This window comes from Azospirillum sp. B510 (assembly GCF_000010725.1).
GTDB classification, from domain to species: Bacteria; Pseudomonadota; Alphaproteobacteria; order Azospirillales; family Azospirillaceae; genus Azospirillum; species Azospirillum lipoferum_B.
This window is the reverse complement of the sequence record NC_013856.1, coordinates 209465-226529: the sequence shown is the minus strand read 5'-3', so window position 1 is coordinate 226529 and position 17065 is coordinate 209465. Positions and strand designations below refer to the sequence as shown.

Genomic DNA, 17065 nt, shown 5'->3' with positions numbered 1-17065 from the left:
CGATATCGTGTTCATAAAATCGAACTATGTTCTATTTTCGGATCCCGGCCGGATGCCGGCTCCGCCCCCAATCCTGAGGAGACATCGGTGAACATGGAACGTTTCCCACGGGGACGCTCGGCCATTGTCGGCGCCGCGACCTATGGCATCGGCGAATGTCCGGGCCATCGCCCTCTCGACATGGCCACCAAGGCCGCGCTGCTGGCGCTCGACGACGCCGGACTGACGCTTCCCGATGTTGATGGATTGTTCATCTGCCTACCCGACGATGCTCTCGCCGGACTTGCCGCCGTCGAATACCTGGGGATTCGCCCACGCTACACCGACTGCAACCGAACAGGAGGCTCGGCCTTCCTGTCGCATGCGATCGTCGCCGCCCTGATGCTGGACGCCGGGTACATCGACACAGCCCTCATTATGTATGGCTCCAACCAGCGCACCGGCGGCGGCGGACTGGTCACGCTGCGGCAATCGTCGGCTTACGAAAAGCCATACCGGCCGATGAATCCCCTGTCGTCCTATGCCCTGGCGACATCCCGGCACATGCACCAGTACGGAACCACCCGCGAGCATTTGGCGGAGGTGGCGGTATCGGCGCGGGCCTGGGCGAAGCTCAATCCGGACGCCTTCAAGAAAGGGCCATTGACGGTCGAGGATTGTCTGCGCTCCCGCATGGTGTCGGACCCGCTGTCGGTCAGCGATTGTTGTCTGATAACCGATGGAGCCGCCGCCATCGTCATGACGCGCGCCGACCGTGCGGCCGACCGGCGCCAGTCCCCCGTCTACCTGTTGGGCGGCGCGGCGGCGGTCTGGCACGCGGGCATCGACCAGATGGCCGATCTGACCGTCACCCCGGCATCCGAATCGGGGCCGCGGGCCTTTGCGCAAGCGGGAATCGGCCATAACGACGTAGACGTGGTAAACCTCTACGACGCCTTCACCATCAACACGATCCTCTTCCTGGAAGACCTGGGCTTCTGCCCGAAGGGCGAAGGCGGACGCTTCGTACAGGGCGGGCGCATCGCGCCGGGCGGCGAACTGCCAGTCAATACCAACGGCGGCGGCTTGTCCTGCGTCCATCCGGGTATGTACGGCCTATTCACCATGGTTGAATCAGTGATCCAACTGCGCGGCGCCGCGGGTGAGCGGCAGGTCCCCAACGCGACCATCGCCGTCGCGCACGGCAATGGCGGAACCTTGTCCAGCGAGGCGACTCTCGTCCTGGGCACGGCGGCCACTCTGTAATCCGAGGCCCCTATGTCACGTGAAGCAGTCATCGTTTCCACGGCCCGGACGGCCATTGCCCGCGCAACCCGCGGTGCGCTCAACACCATCAAGTCACCGACCCTAACCGGCCACGTGATCCGCCATGCGGTCGAACGAGCCGGCGTAGAAGGGAGCGAGGTTGAAGATGTCGTTATTGGAGTGTCGTTGCCGGGCGGCACCGCCGGACGCAACCTCGGCCGCGCCGCCGCGCTGGCCGCCGGGCTGGGCGTCACCGCGTCGGGACAGACCATCGATCGAGCCTGCTCGTCTGGCCTGATGGCGATTGCCACCGCCGCCAAGCAAATCATCGTCGATGGCATGGATGTCGTGGTGGGCGGCGGATCGGAAAATGTCACGGCGCTGCAAACCTCCTATCTGGACTGGGCCTTCCGGGAAAAAGACGAAGGACTGGCAGCGCTCGTCCGTCATGCCTACACGCCGATGCTTCAGACTGCCGAATTCGTCGCGAACAAGTACGGCATTACGCGCGATGCACAGGACGAATTCGCCTTGCAGTCGCAGCAGCGCGCCGGGTTGGCCGTCGCCGCTGGCAAATTCGACGACGAAATCGTGCCGATAACCACAACGATGTCAGTTGTCGATCGGGAAACAGGTGAAACCAGTTTCCGCGAGACGGTTCTGCGCGCAGACGAAGGACCACGCCCGACGACCAGGGAGAATCTGGGTAAGCTCCAGCCGGTCTTCCCCGGCGGGACGGTAACGCCCGGTAATGCCTGTCAATTGTCCGACGGCGCATCCGCCTGCGTCCTGATGGATGCTCGGACCGCAGAACGACGGGGCTTGCAGCCGCTAGGCGCTTACCGTGGCATGATGGTTGCTGGAAACGCGCCGGAGGAAATGGGGATCGGCCCGATGTTTGCTATCCCCAAGCTGTTGAAAAAGCATGGACTTCGCATCGCCGACATCGATCTGTGGGAGCTGAACGAGGCCTTCGCCTGTCAAGCGCTGTACTGCCGCGACAAGCTGGGCATCGACCCTGATCGTTTTAACGTCAACGGCGGCGCCATCGCCTTCGGCCACCCCTTCGGCATGACCGGCTCCCGCCTCGTTGGGCATGGCCTGATCGAAGGCCGCCGGCGCGGAGCGAAGCATGTCGTGGTCACCATGTGCGTTGGTGGCGGCATGGGAGCTGCGGCGCTGTTCGAGGTGTATTGAGGAGACAGGGGCGGCGCGTCGTTCTCACGCCAGCCCCTCCCGACATCGCCGTGCATCATAGACAATGTCACACGTTCGATCCAATCCCCTGGTCTGGTCGGGTTTGGTCGTATCGAACAAAGCGCTGCCACACCAATCGCCGACCTCCAGCAGGGTACCACCCCCGGCCTGTACGGCAACGAGGTTGCCCTGCCGATGCGACCGTAAATGAACCGCAAGGAATCTAACCGTGCCGATCGACTATGAAAAGATCAAGAACTGGCCGCTGCCGCCGGTGACTCATTCCTATACCCGCCGCGATACCATCCTGTACGCTCTGGGAATAGGGGCTGCGACCACCGCCCCCCTGCCCGAGAGCGATCTCAAATACGTCTATGAACGGAGACTGGAGGCACTGCCAACTCTGGCCGTGATTTTGGCGAGCGGCAGTTCCTGGCTGGCCAATCCCGAAACCGGCATCACCCTGACCAAGCTCCTGCATGGCGAGCAGTGCTTGACCATGCATAAGCCGCTGCCCTCCGAAGGCACAGTGATCGGACAGGACCGCATCGACGCGATCTACGACAAGGGAGCCGACAAGGGCGCAGTCCTGATGATTTCGCGTGAGATCCGCGAAAAGGACAATGGTGATCTGATAGCGACGGTCGGCATGTCCATCTTCCTGCGTGCCGACGGCGGCTTCGGCGGTAAGGCCGACGGCCAACCCAAACCGCACCCCATTCCCGAAGGTCGAGCTCCGGATGCCAGCATCGACCTGATAACCCGGCCTGAGCAGGCTGCGATCTACCGTTTGTCGGGTGACTATAATCCGCTTCACCTCGACCCGGCATTTGCCGCCGCCGCCGGCTTCGATAAACCGATCCTGCACGGACTTTGCAGCTACGGCATCGCCGGCCGCGCCATACTTAAGCTGCTGTGCGCCGACGACCCGGCCCGCCTGAAAACGCTTAACGCCCGCTTCGCCACCCCAGTGTTTCCCGGCGAGACCTTGCGCACCGATGTCTGGAACGAGGGGGACGGCCGGGCAGCCTTCCGCGTCCGTGTCGTCGAGCGTGACATCGTTGTCCTCAACAATGGCTACGCCGAGTTCTCGCTCTGAAGCGGAAGGCAAGCATCTCATACCAGAATACGCTGATCGTAACCGATCAGCGGGCTCGAATGAATCAGGTCGCCATGGCGAAAGGCTGCAACCGAGCCGGCCTTGCGGCAAACCTTGGACCATTCAGTCCTGTGGAGAGGCTTGCACCAATTCGTCGGACGGCTTCGGAGTCGTCTTACGGCGGCTCGAGCGTGCCTTGCCGCTGGCGTACCAACCGTCCCCGTTGCCGCGCCTGCCCAGCACATGCGCGATGACCCGCGCCCGTGCCTGTTGCATGCGCTTCATGCCCAAACCCCGGTTCACAACCTTGGGATCGGCTTCGGCGACCCCCTCCAGCGCGGCATAGAGGGTAGCTGCTTCCGCGTAGGCATCGCTTTTCTTCGGAGCGTTATCCTCAGGGTACGCGGACAGGATATGCGCTGCAATTTTCTTGATAAGCGGCAAATAAGACTGGACCTTCGCCTCTTCGAAACGGGCATCGCCACGGTCCGCTTCCAGATTGCGGTACCTCAGGATTTCGCGGTGACGATCCCAGGCCGCATCGAATTCTTCAACCAGCCTCAGGGCTCTGTCGTAGTCGATGCTCTTGGGATCCCAGGGTTCGTCGAAAATCTTCTCGATGGCCGCCAAATCGCTTGCCGCCTCCCGGCTGAGGGCAAACATGATATCCTTGACATCATCGAAATACATATAAAAGGTCGCTGAAGATGTCTTGGCCTGCTTCGCGATCGATACCGCCGTCAACTCTATTGGCGACACGGTTTTCAGGAGTTGCCGGGTCGCATTCATCAGGCGGCCGCGTGTCGCCAAGCCCTTACGTCCAAGGGATTGACCCTGCTTATTCGTTGAAACAACACCCTCGATCATATTGTTAGTTCCATACGTTCCTGTTGCAAGCGCCCTCAACCTTCGTCAAACCGCCGCTCCATCGCTGGCAGGCATTACGCGTCCAGTCTGGCCGAATGATTACGCCTACGCCAAGCACAATCGAATAGGATGGATACGGCGTGCAAAACCAGTAGTATGGCACGGGTGCGCGGCGCCGTCGCCCGCAAACTCGCGGTCATCCTGCATCGCATGTGGCGAGATGGCAGCGAGTTCTGAGGTGATGTGGTGGATGGCCCTTTCACCAAATGCCGGTGAGCAGCGTTGACCGTCGAAGAAACCATGTGTGGACGGCCCTCTCGGCGCAAGAGGAGAATTCATGTTGACGATTGGTCGGGTGCATCCATGTGTCCGGCCTGTCGTCGCGACCTCTGGTCGCTGGCCTTGATGAAGTCCGCGGATCAACGCCCAAATCACCTCAGCGCGCTCCCGGACGCTTGGTCCCCGTGGGTTTGGTCGATCCCCGGTCTGACCGGTTTGTCATCACGTCTCACCACCCTCACGCCATCCGTCCCGGCAGGGACTTGGTCCGCTGCCGAGCCGAACCTCGACTATGCGGTGGTGGGTGCCGCGTAGGTCCCGCCGCGCGTCAGCACCGCCCAGGCGATGCGCGCGGTCTTGTTGGCCAGGGCGACGGCGGCGAGTTTGGCCGGCTTGCGCTCCAGCAGCTTCGCTGCCCAGCATCGAGCCGCATTGTCTCGGCGCGCCAACCGCATGACCGCCGTGGCGCCCACGACCAGCAGGCGGCGGAGGTCGCCGTCGCCCTGCTTGCTGATGCCGACCTGGCACTCTTTGCCGCCGCTGCTGTGCGCCTTCGGTGTCAGGCCGAGCCATGCGACGAACTGCCGGCCGGACCGGAACAGTGAGCCGTCCGGCACCGCCGCGGCGATCGCACTGGCTGTGATCGGCCCAATGCCGGGTATCGTCGCCAAACGGCGGCTGACGTCGCTGACGCGATGCCACTCCAGAATACGCGCCTCCAGCCGGTCGATTTCCTCGCCGAGCAGGCGGAGCTGATCGACGAGGCCGTGCAGCGCCCGTCGCGCCAGTTCCGGCAGACGATCCTGCGCCTCGTGCAAAGCCTCGATGGCGGCCTTCGTCCCGCTGGGCCCTTTGGCCGCGATGATCCCGAATTCCGCGAGGTGACCGCGCAAGACGTTGATCAGCATCGTCCGCTGCCGGACCAAGAGGTCCCGAGTCTTGTGAAGCATCAAGGCGGCCTGCTGATCGATGGTCTTGACCGCCACGAAGCGCATTGTCGGCCGGGTCACCGCTTCGCAGATCGCCTCGGCATCCGCCGCGTCGGTCTTTCCCCGTTTCACGTACGGTTTGACGTAGGCGGGCGGCATCAACTTCACCGTATGACCAAGTGCCGCAATTTCCCGTGCCCAGTGGTGCGCCGTGCCACACGCCTCCATCCCCACCAGGCACGCAGGCAGGCCTTGAAATAACTTCAGCACCTCGCCTCGTCGTAACTGCCGCCGGACCAGAATCTTCCCGTCGCCGTCGATACCATGAACCTGGAAAAACATTCTTCGCCAGATCCAGACCGATTGTCGTCACGCCCATGGTCGGCTCCTATGAGGTGGTTTCTCCGACGGTCAACGCTGCTCACCGGCATTTGGTGAAAGGGCCGTCCACCACATCATCTCATCTCAGTGTTCTCCGTTACTGGAGCGAATTTCTTGCGCAATTCGACTTTGTTGATCTTGCCGGTGGGAAGCTTCGGTATGTCCGACACGAAGATGACTTTCTTCGGCTTCTTATAGCTGGCGATGAGCGTCTGGACATGCTCGATCACCCCTCTTTCGCCAAGTGCCTCCGTCGGCTTTGCCCGGACCACGGCACAAACGATTTCACCCCATTTTTCGTCTGGCAGTCCGATCACGGCGCATTCCTCGACCGCGGGATGTTGAACGATGGCCTCTTCCACCTCACGGGAGTAAATATTCTCACCACCCGAAATGATCATGTCCTTCTTTCGATCTACCAGATACAAGATGCCCGCATCGTCGAATCGACCGACGTCGCCGGTGTGGCACCAGCCGTCGCGAATCGTCTCCAGCGTCGCCTTATGGTTGTTCCAGTAGCCCCGAAACATCATGGCGCACTTCACCACTATCTCTCCAGACGCGCCGGCCGAGCAATCATTCCCGGCATCGTCTACGATCCGCACCAGGACATTGGGGAACGGATGCCCCACCGATACCAGCCAGCTGCGCTCGCGTTCCGTGCCGTCTGGCAGATGCAGGTCCCGGTCCAAACCCGCGGTTATCACCTCGGTCTGACCATAAAGATTGACGAAGATCGCGCCGAAAATCGCCATGGCTCGGCGCAGCAGCGGTGTCGGCATGGGGGCCGCCGAGTACACCACGGTCCTCAGGCTGGAGAAGTCGGTTCCACTGGCTGCCGGTTGGTCGAGCAGCATCTGGAGCATGGTCGGAGCAAAGTGCAAATGTGTGATCCGCTCCCGCCCAATCAGCCCCAGCGCCACTTCCGGATCGTATTGGCGCTGGAGATACACCGTACCCCCACGGAAATGCAGGCCCAACGCTATGGCCATCGCGCCAATGTGGAACAGTGGCATCACAAGCAAAAGCCGGTCCCTTGGGCCGGCGCGCATCTCGGCGTTCATCCGCTCGGCGAGGACCCGCATCTCTCGCTGGCCCCAGATGCAGCCCTTCGGCTTTCCGGTGGTCCCACTGGTATAGACGACGCAATAGACATCGTCCGCCTGGGCGATGAACCGCAGATCGTCGGCATTTCCGGTGACCAGAAAGCTTTCATAGTCGGTCGCCCACTCAACCGAGCCGCCGATGCAGACATAGGCCTCGATGAAGGGCAATTCATGGCGCAACGCCTCGATCACCGGCAGATAGAGCGCCTCGAAAATCAGAACGCGCGGTGAAACATCGTTGAGGATATAGCAGATTTCCGGCGGCGCCAGGCGGAAGTTGACCGTGCTGACGATGATTCCGCTACATTGGGCCGCAGCCAAGATCTCGGCGAGTTCCAGCGAGTTCATCGACAGGATGGAAACCCGGTCTTGTCTGCGCAATCCAATCTGGTGCAATGCCGAAACGAGGCGACGGGCGCGAAGCAGGAGGTCGCCGTGGGTCACGGCACGGTCTCCCAAAACGTAGGCCGGCCGATCACCGAAACGCTGTGCATTGTCTTCGAGAATAGCGCCGAGCGTTGCCATCTGGTCATGCATCGTCGTTTCCTGCCCCTTCCTGTTTGTTCCCTTGCTCATTAGGAGCGGCCTATCGAGAGATGCCGATCCGGAGCGCGCCTGGTGCTGACAGCCCGGCTTTGTTCAGTATTCCAATTCACCGAGTTGTTCCCCTCTTCCCGTACCCCCGGACACGTCACCACGCCGAACGAGGGTCGATCGAGGCGCAATCGTTGTCACCCCCTTCCGGTGCGAGAGCGTACACCATCCAGTACCGCTGCGTGGCGACGCTGAGCGTCAGGTTCAGTGTCAAAAAATAACAGATCATCATGTTTTATACCGACCTCGAATGCGGGTGTCCAGAACCGTTGAGAAAATGAACTTTCCCTCTTGACGGATGGCGTGGTTGCGGGCACTCAATAGATGACAAAGTATCAGCTATATGAATCCTTGCCCGGCGGAAGTTGCGGACGAGACGGTGGATACGCGCATGGAGCTTCCATGGAACCCGCTGAAAAAAAGCGATCGTTCCTGAAATCTGATCGCGTGCACGCTGAATTCCGCCCGAGCTCCCGGTTCGATACGACGTAGAAGGTCGGCGTAAACCCGTCGATAATGCGGGGGTGGTTCCAGGCTCTCGGCTAAGGCTCGCGAGAGGTCGACCACGGCAGCTCTGCTGACACGCATAGGATGAATATTTGAACAGGAGAAACTGGCATGTTGCCTATCAAGCCGGATGCTGATTTTCAGGAGCACCTGAGAACTGGGCGCTTCATGCTTCAGCGCAGCCGCACGAGCGGACGCTTCTTCTTCTATCCGCGGGTTGCCGAGCCGGGCACCGGCGCCACAGATCTGGAGTGGGTCGAGGCGTCAGGTCGGGGCAGCGTCCATGCGACCACAACCGTGCGCGTCAAGGCTCCGGGATCCGACTACAACGTCGCCTTGATCGAGCTGGAGGAAGGGCCGCGCATGATGTCGCGCGTGGAGGGCATCGCCCCGGACGCGGTGAAGATCGGTCTTCCCGTCCAAGCACGCATCCATCAGGATGGCGAAACGCGCTATGTGGTTTTCGATCCCGCCGGCTGAGTCCGCGCCCAGTATAGCCGGGGACTCCGGATGACCTCTGTGTTCCATTATGAAGATTTCGACATTCCGGATGAATGCCGCGCCCTGCGGGACGAGGTCCGGGCGTTTCTGGCCGAGGCCTCGGCCTCATGGTCCGGTTGGGACACCGGCCACTCCTGGACCCGTTTCGACCGGGCGTTCAGCCGCGAGGTTGGCCGCCGGAGATGGATCGGCATGACCTGGCCGAGGGCGTATGGCGGCCATGAGCGCACGGTCTTCGAACGCTATGTCGTGATCGAGGAAATGCTGGCGGCCGGAGCGCCGGTCGGTTCTCATTGGGTCGGCGACCGGCAAAGCGGGCCTCTGCTGCTGCGGGTTGGCACGGAGGAGCAACGCCGTCGCTTCCTGCCGCTGATCGCCAGCGGCGAAGCCTCCTTCTGCATCGGCCTGAGCGAGCCGGATGCGGGATCCGACCTTGCCGGACTGCGCTCGCGGGCAACGCGGGTGGACGGAGGGTGGCGCCTGAACGGGCGCAAGATCTGGACCACCTACGCCCAACATTGCGAGTTCATGATCGGCCTGTTCCGCACCGGGGGCTCAGCCGAGACCGAAAAGCACAGGGGCCTGTCACAGTTTCTGATCGACCTGCGCAGTTCCGGTATCGAGGTACGGCCGATCCGCGATATGACCGGCGAGTTCCACTTCAATGAGATCGTCTTCGACGACGTTTTCGTGCCGTCCAACCAGTTGGTTGGCACGGAGGGCGAAGGATGGGGGCAGGCAAACGCCGAACTCGCCTTCGAGCGCAGCGGTCCGGATCGCTACCTCAGCTCTTTCCCATTGTTGCCGCTCGCCCTCGACTCCGTCCGCGCCACCGGCGGACCCGATCGGCTGGCAGCGCGGCGCATTGGTGAGACGGTTGCCGATCTCGCCGTCCTGCGGACAATGTCGGTTTCGATCCTCGGCATGCTGAGCGCCGGGAAGATGCCGTCGCAGGAAGCGGCGCTGACCAAACAGCTGGGAACCACGTTCGAGCAACGAATTCCCGAACTTCTCCGTGAATTGGTCGAGGTCGGCCAAGTTGCGATCCCTGGCGACCGTCAGGGCGAGATGCTGAACTTTCTGCTCCAGTCGGTGCCGACCTACAGCTTGCGGGGCGGCACACGGGAAATCATGCGGGGAATTATCGCCAGGGGGCTAGGACTGCGATGACCGAAAGCATGAGCGTGGGAGGAATGCTTGCCGATCAGCTGGATCGGATGCTGGCAGACCAGGTCACGCATGCGCTGCTGAGCGCCGCCGAGCGTGGAGAGTTTCCCTCCAAGCTGTGGGGTGAACTGGAAGGCATGGGCGTGGCCGACGCCATGGTGCCGGAGGAAACCGGCGGAGCCGGACTGTCCTGGATCGATCTGGAGCCGGTGTTCCATAGCCTGGGCCATCACGCCGCCCCCGTCCCACTGGGAGAAACGATCGTCGGACGCTGGACTCTTGCCGCGGCGGGCCTGTCGGCTCCCGAAGGACCGCTCGCGCTGGTCAATGACCCCCTCCGACTGGATAGAGGGGGTCGACTCGTTGGCCGGGCTCACCGGGTCGTATGGGCGCCGCATGCCGACCATGCCGTCGCCCTCGCCACTTCGGAGGATGACTGGCAGATATGCTTGGTGCCGCTGGAGGATATTGGACCGCCGCAGAACCTTGGAAGCCATGCAACAATAGCCCGCGTTCCGGCCGCTGACGTCGAATTCTCCGGCCGCCGGCCGGTCCGGATCGCGCCTGCCCCTGCGGTGCTGCGGAAACTTGGACTCAAGCCGACACTAGCTGTCTTGCGGTCGGTGCAGAGTGCAGGTGGCCTTGACCGGGTGCTGCGCCTGTCCATCGAGTACGGCAACACCCGGGTCCAGTTCGGCCGCCCGATCAGCAAGTTCCAGGCGATCCAACACATGATCGCAGAACTGGCCGAACTGACCGCCGCCGCCAACGTTGCGGGGCGGATCGGTTGTCGCGCAATTGATCTCAACGATTGCGAAACCGGCCCGGCAATCGCGAAATGCCGCATCGGCGCATCCGTAACCCGCGGTGTCGCCATAGCGCATCAGGTCTTCGGAGCAATGGGTGTGACCGACGAACATGTGCTTCATTTCGTGACGCGGCAGCTGCTGCAATGGCGCGAGGAGGGCGGAAGCGAACACTGGTGGGCCGAAAGACTAGGGCGGACGATCGTTGCCGGCGGCGGCGCGCAACTCTGGGGCCGGCTGACGGCCTGATGGATTCCTTCCGATTGGGAAAGGTGGAGACCTGTTGAGCAGCGTGTCGACCGTCATCGGCCGCCAACATCGAGAGGATCTGTCGTGAAACTAAGGTTCGACCGCGAGGACGAGATCTTCCGCGAGGAGATTAGCGCCTTTCTCACCGAAACCCTTCCAGCGGACGTCGTTCGCCGTACCCGCACCGGCATGCATCCTCCCAATGAAGAGGATCGACGCTGGTGGAACCGGGTCCTGTATGAGCGCGGCTGGTCGGCACCGCACTGGCCAGCGGAATATGGCGGCACTGGCTGGTCGCCGATTCGCCAGCACATCTTCGAACACGAGTGCCGTGCCGCCGGGGCGCCGGAACTGCGATGGCAGGGACTGCGCTTGCTTGGGCCGGTCATCTACACCTTCGCCTCCGCAGAGCAGAAGGCCCGCTATCTACCGCCAATCCTAAAAGGCGAGGAGATGTGGGCGCAGGGCTTCTCCGAGCCTGGCGCGGGATCGGATCTTGCGGCGTTGCGGACATCGGCCGTTCTCGATGGAGACCACTACGTGGTCAACGGCCAAAAGATGTGGACCTCCGAGGGGCAATACTCCGAGCTTGGGTTCTTCCTGGTCCGCACCGATCCGACTGTCAAGATCCAGCAAGGCATATCCATGCTGGTCATGGACATGGCGACCCCGGGCATCACGGTCTGGCCGACCACCATGATCCACGGCGATGCGCCCGTTTGCGAAGTGTTCCTCGACAACGTCCGGGTTCCCCGTGAGAACATGATCGGCCCGCCCGGCAGCGGCTGGAACCAGGCTAAATTCCTACTGGCCAACGAACGCACCTCCAGCGCCGAAATTCCGAAGGCATTCGCCGATCTGCGGCGCATTCGCGCCATTGCCAGCCGGGAAATGAAGGGTGGTCGGCCAATTATCGAAGATCCCCGGTTCGCCTTCAAGCTCGCCGAGGTAGAACTCGAGGTCGAGGCGCTGGAATGGTCGGTGTTGCGCGTCCTATGCGACGCCCCCAGCCGGCATCCAGTGGCGGCCCGCGCCTCCGTGCTGAAGGTGCGCGGATCGGAACTCCAGCAAAAGCTATCGGAACTGGCGGCCGAGGCGCTGGGGCAACGGGCGTTGCGCGAGTACCGCCGCGACAACGTGTTCACCCGATTGCCGGAGGACCCGTCATGGGGTGATCACGTGCCAGGAGCTACTGCGGACCTTCTGTATCTGCGCGCCTGCACCATCTTCGGCGGGGCCAAGGAAGTACAGAAGAACATCATAGCGAAACTCGCATTCGGGCTGTAGGATATGGATTTCCATCCCTCCGAGGAACAGCAGATCCTCATCAACTCCACCGAACGCTACGTACGCGAACATTATGGCTTTGAAGCGCGGCGGGCGGCGTCGCTGACGGCCGACGGATTTTCCCGCGAGCATTGGGCGCGCTTCGCCGATATGGGATGGCTGGGTCTATCCTTGCCGGAAGAGGCTGGCGGGCTGGGTGGCAGCGTCACCGACGTCGCACTGCTGATTGAACCACTGGGAGGAGCGCTGCTGGCCGAACCGCTGATCGACACTGCAATCCTCGCCGCCATGCTGGTGGGGGCGAGCATGAACTCCAACGCGCGGGCCAGCCTGGGCAACGCCATCGCCTCCGGCACGCAGATCGCCGTCCTGGCCCATCTCGAAGATGGTGCGCGATCGGAATACGATACGACCGTCACCACCCGCGCGGCACGAACCACCAGCGGCTGGAAGCTTACTGGAACCAAGCGGTGTGTTTTCCACGGCGCAAGCGCCGACTGCTGGCTGGTGACCGCACGTCTGGACGGCATCGATTGGGACGACGCGCATGGGTTCGGCGTATTCGTGCTGCGATCCGACAGCCCGGGCGTGAGCGTCAGCGATTATCGCCTGATCGACGGCACGCATGCTGCCGACCTTGTGCTATCCGACGCTACGGTGGCCGCCGACGCGCTGCTGCTCGGGCCGGATGCAGCGCCGGCGCGCCTTCAGGAGGCTCTCGATCATGCGGTGATTGCCGCAACGGCCGCCGCGCTCGGCTCGATGGAGACCGTCCTCTCCCTAACGTCCGATTATATCAAGCAACGGGTGCAATACGGCCGGCCGCTTGGGACTTTCCAGGCGCTGCAACACCGCATGGCCGAAATGTTCATCGAGACGGACCAAGCGCGGTCGGCCCTCTATCATGCCCTGGCTGCCGTCGAAACCGGCGACGCCACGCTGCGTCGCCGAGCGGTGTCCGGCGCCAAGGCTCTGGTTGCCAAAGCCGGCTACTTCGTGGCTGGACAGGGCATCCAGCTGCATGGCGGCATCGGAACCACCGACGAATACGCGGTCGGCCATCATTACAAGGCCATGCTTATCTACGATAAGCGCTTTGGCGATATCGACTTCCACGTGGCGCGAAGCGCCGGGCTTCCAACCTGAAGACAAAGAGCGTTCCGGCATCCATCCAATGCTCGTTGACGGCATCGGATGGACGCCCACCTCTGGATTGCCACGCGAAAATTCGTCAGGACCACGCCTCCCCCGTCGAATGGCTGCGTCGGGCGAGGCGTGGTCCGTAAGCATCCGCTGAGCGCCACGGTCAGGCTGCTTTCGTCTGCTCGCGGATTGCCCGGAACGTGTCAACGACTGTGAGACAGCCGGAGTTATGAATTAGGCTTGGATGCTCTCCGGCTTTTGCGGCGGATTGATCCAGACTTCGATTGGCTTTGCGGGTGGTTGAGGCGCTTTGCGAACGAAACGCTCCGGTGTGCGGCGAAAGGCACGGTCGAGGGTTTGCTGGCGGGCGGCATGGACGGCGTCGGCTTGGCCGTAATGGACTTGGTCTGGGGTCATCAGGCCGATGCCGGCATGGTGGTGATCCCGGTTGTACCAGGTGAAGAAGTCCCGGCAGAAGGCCCTGGCATCCTCGATCGAGCCGAAGCGCTTGGGGAATTGCGGCTGATATTTCAGGGTCTTGAAGTGGGCCTCCGAGAACGGGTTGTCGTTGGAGGTGTTGGGTCGGCTGTGCGATTTGGTGACGCCGAGGTCGGCGAGCAGGAGAGCGGTGGCCTTGGCCTTCATCGGGCCGCCACGATCGGCGTGCAGGGTCAACTGGCCTGGTGGGACGGCGTTCTTGGCCAGCGTCTCCTCGAACAGCGGTAAGCATCCGCTGAGCCTACTAACCGCCTTTATTCACCAGGGTGGCGAGCGGTCTGGTCGCCGCGTTGAGATGATCAACGTTGGGCTGTATGGGCGCGCGTCGTCGGCCGCCGCGCTGACGGCGGCGTGACGGTGTCGGAGTTGGTGGTGGAGGGGATTGGGTGACGGCTGGGGCACGCTGCCCCGGTGCTCAGCAGATGAGCCGGGGCATGCGGCCGAGGGCGAGGTGGATGATCGCCTGATCAGGCGCGCTGGTCGGCAGGTGCACCTTGATCTGCGTCTTCATCTCCACGATACGCGCGGCGATCTTCACCAAGCGCAGCCGCAAGGTGTCGAATTGCACCGTGCGCCAGCGGGAGCGTTTCGGCATCAGCGAGCGCAGGCTCCACAGTAGCCAGTACGCCCCGGCGTGCAGGAACAGGCGGAACTGGTTGGCCGTCGCCTTGGTGCAGGAGGTCCGGTCTGCGGCAAGGTGGGATTTCCAGGCTTTTATATGATTTTCCGCCTGTCCCCTCGCGCAATACAGGCCGGCATACAGCCAGCGACCCGTGCCGTGGCGTAGGTTGGTGACGATGAAGCGGCTGTCGGTGCCCTGGTCTCCTGCCTCGACGCGCGCGACGATGCGGCGGACCCGGCTCCAGGTGCTGGCCCCGTCATAGAATTCCTTGAAGCGGCGCACCTTGTGTACGCATCCGGTGAGTGACGCGGGTGCGGATCGAATCGTTCAGCGTGCTGCTCGGTGGATTTGGATGAGTTCCTTAAGGCTTTCGACGCCATCTTCGGTCAGGGCATGGAACCACTGCTCGCCTGGGCCGAACACGGCCAGGCAACCGTCCTCCGGCTCCAGCTCGATGGCAATGTCGATCAGCCATTCGACGTCCTCGCCGAGGATCTCGGCGACGCGCTCCATGGTCACGAGGTTGCGGGTTCTGGCCATGGTTCCTCAGATCGCCGTGGTCGCCTCGTGCAGCCGCTTCCATTCCCAGGGCAGCAGTTCGTGCAGCTTGGTCTGCGGCAGATCGTTGATGCGGGCCAGGACGTCGGCCAGCCACGCCTGGGGATCGATGTCGTTCATCTTTGCCGTCACGATCAGGCTGTACATGGCGGCGGCGCGCTGCCCGCCTCGATCCGATCCGCAGAATAGCCATGCCTTCCTGCCAAGGGCGATTCCACGCAACGCTCGTTCGGCAGCATTGTTGGTCAGGCAGACCCGTCCGTCACGCAGGAAGCGGGTGAAGCCTTCCCAGCGGGTCAGCATGTAGTCCATCGCCTTGGCCACCGGCGCGTGCTTCGACATCCCGGCCCGGGCCGTTCGCATCCAGTTTTCCAGTTCCTCGACCTGGGGCTTGGACAGCTCTGTGCGCACCGCCAGACGGTCGGCTGCCGAGCGCCCGAGGGCTTCGCGCTCGATGTCGAACAGCGGGTCGATGCGCCGCACCGCCTCCAGCGCCAGCGGAGAAATCGGGGGCGCCCCCTTGCCGCGCCGCTTGTTGGCGGCGATATCGGCGAGTTCGAAGAATTTCCGACGCGCGTGCGCCCAACACAGGACCTCGGCCACGGGCTCCGGCTGGCGGCTCGCGTCGTAGAGGCGGTTGTATCCGGCATAGGCGTCGGCCTGCAGCACTCCGGCCCAACCGGCCAGATGTGCCTCGGGATGCCCGCCGCCACGGTCGCGGGAGTAGTGGAACAGCGCCGCCGGTGCCGCCGCGCCCGCGAAGGGGCGATCGTCGCGCACATAGACCCAGATGCGGCCGGTGTCGGTCTTGCCCTTCGCCAGCACCGGCACGGTCGTGTCGTAGCTTCGCTGGCCCTTCGGGCTCGCCGTGCAACCGCTCCGCCGCCAGCACATGCGCTGCGAGCCGGTCGAGCAGCGGCTTCAGCACGCCGCAGGCCGCCCCCACCTGGTCGGCCGCGGTGGACAGGCTGATCTCCATGCCCTCCTTGGCGAAGCGCTCGCACTGGCGGTTCAGCGGCTGATGCTGGCCGAACTTCTCGAACAGCAGCGTGGCCAGCAGGTTCGGCCCCGCCCAGCCGCGCGGCGTGGTGTGGAACGGTGCCGGCGGCTGGCTGATCGTCTCGCAGTCCCGGCAGGAGAATTTCTCGCGCACCGTCTGGATGATTTTCCACCGCGCGGGAATGCGCTCGGCCGTCTCGGTCACGCTTTCACCCAGCTTGCACAGCCGGGTCGAGCCGCAGCATGGGCACACCGCCGGCGCCGGGATCACGACGCGCTCGCGCGGCAGGTGCGCCGGGAACGGCTTGCGCGACGGCGCCTTGCGGGTGATGCGGGCCGCGCCGGTCGCCTCGGCCACCTGTTCCGCCGCCAGATCGTCCTCGCCGACGCTTGCCTGCGCCTCCTCCAACTGGAATTCGAGCTGGCCGAGCAGTCGGGAGGTCCGTTCGGAGCGCCGGCCGTAGAGGTCGCGCTGGAGCTTCTCGATCTGGAGCTTCAGGGTGGCGATCAGCGCCTGGTCGCCGGACCGTTCGGCCCGCGCCTGGGCGGCGTCCGCCTCGGCCAACGCAGCCCGGCCACGCGCTTCGATCAGCGCGGCGCGCAGGGCGTCGATGGTGTCGGGCAGGGCGTCCATGGGGCCGGATTGTACCCGGAAACCCGCACCGATCCTCGTTCTTCCCGCCGGAGAGCGGCGGGTTGATTCACTGTGCCGCAGCCTATCCGGCCGAGCGCGGTCTCCAAGTCTGCTGCGGATTGCGCCAGTCGATGGCGTCGAGCAGATACGCGAACTGGGACGCGGAAATGGCCACGGCTCCGCTGGCCGGGCTGGGCCAGATGAAACGGCCCCGTTCAAGCCTCTTGGCGTACAGCGACATGCCGAGCCCGTCATGCCACAGGCACTTCACCATGTCACCGCGACGTCCACGGAAGACGTATAAATCGCCGGCATGGGGATCGCGGCCAAGACCCTCCTGGACCTTCAGCGCCAGAGAGTTCATCCCGCAGCGCATGTCGGTGACCCCGCCCGCCAG

General features: G+C 63.3%; 14 protein-coding genes and 3 pseudogenes. 9 read left to right on the top strand and 8 right to left on the bottom strand.

Going from position 1 to position 17065, the window contains the following annotated elements:
- The first annotated feature begins 87 nt into the window (after nt 1-87).
- The 3 genes from AZL_RS22370 to AZL_RS22360 all read left to right on the top strand — a co-directional run bounded on the left by AZL_RS22370 (nt 88) and on the right by AZL_RS22360 (nt 3541).
- Nucleotides 88-1245 carry a thiolase gene (locus tag AZL_RS22370; protein WP_012976718.1) on the top strand — a complete coding sequence of 386 codons (1158 nt, stop codon included), beginning with the start codon at nt 88-90 and terminating at the stop codon, nt 1243-1245.
- Nucleotides 1246-1257: 12 nt separating this feature from the next.
- Entirely contained in the window at nt 1258-2442 is a 1185-nt protein-coding gene (locus AZL_RS22365) for an acetyl-CoA C-acyltransferase (protein ID WP_012976717.1), read from the top strand.
- Nucleotides 2443-2671: 229 nt separating this feature from the next.
- Nucleotides 2672-3541, top strand: coding sequence for a MaoC/PaaZ C-terminal domain-containing protein (locus AZL_RS22360; RefSeq protein WP_012976716.1), 870 nt, complete (start codon nt 2672-2674; stop codon nt 3539-3541).
- A 123-nt stretch (nt 3542-3664) separates the two neighbouring features.
- Here AZL_RS22360 and AZL_RS22355 read toward each other — a convergent pair whose 3' ends face one another.
- The 3 genes and pseudogenes from AZL_RS22355 to AZL_RS22345 all read right to left on the bottom strand — a co-directional run bounded on the left by AZL_RS22355 (nt 3665) and on the right by AZL_RS22345 (nt 7640).
- The gene (locus AZL_RS22355; protein WP_012976715.1) at nt 3665-4408 is read right to left on the bottom strand and encodes a TetR/AcrR family transcriptional regulator; all 744 of its coding nucleotides are present in this window, start codon (nt 4406-4408) and stop codon (nt 3665-3667) included.
- Nucleotides 4409-4977: 569 nt separating this feature from the next.
- Nucleotides 4978-5995, bottom strand: a pseudogene (locus AZL_RS22350) (IS110-like element ISAzs4 family transposase).
- A 76-nt stretch (nt 5996-6071) separates the two neighbouring features.
- Nucleotides 6072-7640 carry a class I adenylate-forming enzyme family protein gene (locus tag AZL_RS22345; protein WP_247894452.1) on the bottom strand — a complete coding sequence of 523 codons (1569 nt, stop codon included), beginning with the start codon at nt 7638-7640 and terminating at the stop codon, nt 6072-6074.
- A 675-nt stretch (nt 7641-8315) separates the two neighbouring features.
- Here AZL_RS22345 and AZL_RS22340 point away from each other — a divergent pair.
- The 5 genes from AZL_RS22340 to AZL_RS22315 all read left to right on the top strand — a co-directional run bounded on the left by AZL_RS22340 (nt 8316) and on the right by AZL_RS22315 (nt 13360).
- Complete coding sequence (locus AZL_RS22340) at nt 8316-8684, top strand: Zn-ribbon domain-containing OB-fold protein (RefSeq protein WP_012976712.1); 369 nt, start codon at nt 8316-8318, stop codon at nt 8682-8684.
- 30 nt (nt 8685-8714) lie between these two features.
- On the top strand, nt 8715-9875 hold the full coding sequence (locus AZL_RS22335) for an acyl-CoA dehydrogenase family protein (RefSeq protein WP_012976711.1): 1161 nt from the start codon (nt 8715-8717) through the stop codon (nt 9873-9875).
- Nucleotides 9872-10927 (top strand): acyl-CoA dehydrogenase family protein, encoded by a 1056-nt coding sequence (locus AZL_RS34685; protein WP_012976710.1) that lies wholly within the window; start codon nt 9872-9874, stop codon nt 10925-10927. Before AZL_RS22335 ends, AZL_RS34685 begins: the two co-directional genes overlap by 4 nt.
- A gap of 84 nt (nt 10928-11011) precedes the next feature.
- Nucleotides 11012-12214, top strand: a complete 1203-nt coding sequence (locus AZL_RS22320) for an acyl-CoA dehydrogenase family protein (RefSeq protein WP_012976709.1) — start codon at nt 11012-11014, stop codon at nt 12212-12214.
- Nucleotides 12215-12217: 3 nt separating this feature from the next.
- Entirely contained in the window at nt 12218-13360 is a 1143-nt protein-coding gene (locus AZL_RS22315; RefSeq protein WP_012976708.1) for an acyl-CoA dehydrogenase family protein, read from the top strand.
- 231 nt (nt 13361-13591) lie between these two features.
- Here the strand turns inward: AZL_RS22315 and AZL_RS22310 are convergent.
- Nucleotides 13592-14077 (bottom strand): annotated as a pseudogene (locus AZL_RS22310) (IS3 family transposase); the annotation flags it as partial.
- Here AZL_RS22310 and AZL_RS36755 point away from each other — a divergent pair.
- Nucleotides 14055-14210: a hypothetical protein gene (locus AZL_RS36755; protein ID WP_211114172.1), complete on the top strand. Its 156-nt coding sequence runs from the start codon at nt 14055-14057 to the stop codon at nt 14208-14210. The pseudogene AZL_RS22310 and the gene AZL_RS36755 sit on opposite strands and share 23 nt — an antisense overlap.
- Before the next feature lie 60 nt (nt 14211-14270).
- Here the strand turns inward: AZL_RS36755 and AZL_RS22305 are convergent.
- The 4 genes and pseudogenes from AZL_RS22305 to tnpB form a co-directional block, all read right to left on the bottom strand.
- Nucleotides 14271-14762 (bottom strand): annotated as a pseudogene (locus AZL_RS22305) (transposase); the annotation flags it as partial.
- Nucleotides 14763-14804: 42 nt separating this feature from the next.
- Nucleotides 14805-15017: a hypothetical protein gene (locus AZL_RS22300; protein WP_012973089.1), complete on the bottom strand. Its 213-nt coding sequence runs from the start codon at nt 15015-15017 to the stop codon at nt 14805-14807.
- A gap of 6 nt (nt 15018-15023) precedes the next feature.
- A protein-coding gene (locus tag AZL_RS22295) for an IS66-like element ISAzs20 family transposase (protein WP_148219589.1) occupies nt 15024-16668 on the bottom strand; the annotation gives its coding sequence in 2 pieces (ribosomal slippage) (nt 15024-15897 and nt 15896-16668; 1647 coding nt in all).
- 82 nt (nt 16669-16750) lie between these two features.
- Nucleotides 16751-17032 carry an IS66 family insertion sequence element accessory protein TnpB gene (gene tnpB, locus AZL_RS37140; RefSeq protein WP_247894462.1) on the bottom strand — a complete coding sequence of 94 codons (282 nt, stop codon included), beginning with the start codon at nt 17030-17032 and terminating at the stop codon, nt 16751-16753.
- Between the last annotated feature and the right edge of the window lie 33 nt (nt 17033-17065).